The organism is Capnocytophaga sp. oral taxon 863 str. F0517 (assembly GCF_000466425.1).
Taxonomy (GTDB): domain Bacteria; phylum Bacteroidota; class Bacteroidia; order Flavobacteriales; family Flavobacteriaceae; genus Capnocytophaga.
The window spans coordinates 1-934 of the sequence record NZ_KE992105.1; the positions used below are offsets into that span (position 1 = coordinate 1).

Consider the following 934-nt stretch of genomic DNA (forward strand, 5'->3'; position numbering starts at 1 on the left):
CCAAGCGGAAAAGCGTGATGGAGATATTGGGCTACGTAAGATAATTAATCATTAGGTGTTATTTCCTCGTCTACAACCAAGATAAAATCAGCGCGGCCACGGCTTTGCTTGTCGAGTCTTCGGAGTTCAGCTTGGGTAGTGGTAGCGATGGTCAGGATCCTCAGGTCGGGGCGCTCCCGCTTGAGGTACCAATAGATCCCTTGGAAGTAATCCGAATGATAACTCCCGTTGAAGTGTACAAAAAGAGTAGAGGGCTTCAGGTGAGCGAGGATGGACTCGGCCATGGTAGCATCCTTAATCGCCTGTGCCAAAGGAAGGTTTTCCGTATCGTGCCGAGCCATTTTTTTCATTTGCACATATTGGGAGAGGCTTCCATCATAAGGGAAGGGCAGGCGTACCAGCCAAGGCCGCTCTATTGCAGGAAGAGTATCAAGGGCTTGCAACCCTTTCTTATAGACCAAATTGGCGTAGCGGCGTGGGATATTGGTAGCCACAAAAGGCCGTTGGTGTTTCTTAGCAAAATCCACCAAGGGCTTATAGTCCGTCTTGTAGTTACTCCACAAGCGCGCCAAGGTATCCAAGCCTTTTTGGTCGATAGCTCCTTGCAAGTAGCGATCAAGGGCTTCTTGGTTATCTCGCTCGAGCATCTCCGCCCCCAGGATAAGCGAGCGCTTAGGCTGTAGGTCTTTGATCAGTGTGCGTTGCAACCAGTGAGCAATAGGGTTGTTGTGATATTCCCCAAAAAGCACGACATCGGCCTTTTCGCTCTTTCTCAAGAGTTTGCCATAGGTAGTCTTGTGCCCTTTTTTATCAAAGAAAACATAGGCTTTCTTCTCCTGAGAGAAAGCCACCACAGAGAGCAACAGCCCCCAATATAACAAAAGCATTCTTAGATTAGTCATTACTGCTGTTGCGTTGTTTTTAGATAGTAAAT

Annotated in this window: 1 protein-coding gene; it reads right to left on the reverse strand. The window is 48.0% G+C overall.

Annotated features, from left to right (window positions below; genetic code table 11):
- Nucleotides 1–44: 44 nt before the first annotated feature.
- The gene (locus tag HMPREF1551_RS03470; RefSeq protein ID WP_051317848.1) at nucleotides 45–902 is read right to left on the reverse strand and encodes a ChaN family lipoprotein; all 858 of its coding nucleotides are present in this window, start codon (nucleotides 900–902) and stop codon (nucleotides 45–47) included.
- Nucleotides 903–934: the final 32 nt, after the last annotated feature.

Coding starts and splice junctions, on each gene's coding strand:
- HMPREF1551_RS03470 (WP_051317848.1), bottom strand. CDS start 902: ATGACTAATCTAAGAATGCTTTTGTTATATTGGGGGCTGTTGCTCTCT.